Origin of the sequence: Mesorhizobium sp. M7A.F.Ca.CA.004.04.2.1 (assembly GCF_004022825.1) — a bacterium.
Classification (GTDB): domain Bacteria; phylum Pseudomonadota; class Alphaproteobacteria; order Rhizobiales; family Rhizobiaceae; genus Mesorhizobium.
The window spans coordinates 1-1,460 of the sequence record NZ_RZPH01001271.1; the positions used below are offsets into that span (position 1 = coordinate 1).

Sequence of the window (1,460 nt, forward strand, 5' to 3'; positions counted from 1 at the left end):
CCATGATGCCTTGCGCAACCGCCTTGACCACCGGGGCGTCGCGCTCGGTCATCAGCGGCAGCACTTCCATCAGGTCGCGGATTTCGTAGTCGAATTTTGTCCGCTCGCGCTTTAGCCGGTCGAGAATACCGGTCACTTCGCCTTTGACGGTGTCGAGATCTTCCTCCAGCAGGAAACGACGGTCGATGGTCAGCCGGCAGGAGTCGGGCACGTTGGGCGACGGCAGGCCGGGCCGGAAGTCCTCGGTCTGGCCGCCATGGATCGAATTGATGTTCATGGTCGAGCGTTTTGCCCCTTCGGGCACGACCGGCATGCGCGTCATCTTACGGTCAAGCGCAGGGAACAGCTCGTCCTCGAAAGCCCTCAGCACGGCGCCCATGTGGCGCACCGCATTGTCGCCGAGAAACGGCATCGAGCCGTGCGCGATCTCGCCCTTGGTCTCGATCTCCGCCCACCAGACGCCGCGATGCCCGAGGCAGATGCGATCCTTGTTGAGCGGCTCGGGAATGATGACGTGGTCGACCCTGGGTTTTGAGAAATAGCCTAGTCTGGCCAGATGGGCGACGCCGCCGAAGCCGCCGGACTCCTCGTCGACGGTGCCGGATATTTCGATGGCGCCGGGAAAGTCGGGGAAGACTTCCAGGAAGGCTTCGGCTGCGATGATCGAGGCGGCCAGTCCGCCCTTCATGTCGCAGGCGCCGCGACCATAGACCTTGCCGTCTTTGACGATGCCGGCAAAAGGATCGACGGTCCAGCCGTCGCCGGCTTCGACCACGTCGATGTGCGAGTTGAAGTGGACGCAGGCGCCTGACGATCTTCCGTCGAAACGGGCAACGACATTGACGCGCGGGTAGCGGTCGGTGTCGCCGGGCGTGCCTTCGGCGCGGATGAATTCGGTCTCGAAACCACTCTTCTTCAGCCGCGCGCCGAGATATTCGGCGCATGGCCGATAGGCCTCGCCGGGTGGATTGATGGTCGGAAAACGGATCAGCTCAGTGGTCAGCGCGACGACATCGTCGCGCCTGTCATCGATTGCCCGGAGGAGTCGCTCGTTCATGCCCAGAGTTGAGCAGCGATCTCGGCGGTTTTGCAAGCCCGTTGGTGATCGAGCCTGTGCGGCGTGTCGTTGCGGCAACTATTGCGGGAAATCGTTCAAATTCGCTGCTTTGGATTGGCGAATTGGTCAAGGTGTGTGTGTTAGCCCGTTCATCTGCCATTAAAAAGATGAGAGACAATTTGAGGGCAGGCAGGTTAGGGGCAATCAAAGGGGTTTGATCGCATGAAAAAGACAGTTCTCATGGCAGCCGTGTTTGTTGCGATGCTGTTCGGTGCTTCGGGGCAGGGCTGGGCAGCCAGCCTCGTTGCAAATATTGACGTGTCTTCGCAGACGATGACCGTCAGATATGGCGCGTCGGTTTACCGGTGGAGCGTCTCCACCGCGCGCAAAGGTTACATTACGC

At 60.8% G+C, this 1,460-nt stretch carries 1 protein-coding gene and 1 pseudogene; one reads left to right on the top strand and one right to left on the bottom strand.

Features of this window, described 5'->3' with window-relative positions:
- Positions 1 to 1,057: acetylornithine deacetylase/succinyl-diaminopimelate desuccinylase family protein (locus EN893_RS33750; RefSeq protein ID WP_128362165.1), on the bottom strand; the 1,057-nt coding region annotated here is incomplete at its 3' end.
- Between the two features lie 222 nt (positions 1,058 to 1,279).
- Between EN893_RS33750 and EN893_RS33760 the strand changes: the two are divergent.
- Positions 1,280 to 1,460 (top strand): annotated as a pseudogene (locus EN893_RS33760) (hypothetical protein); the annotation flags it as partial.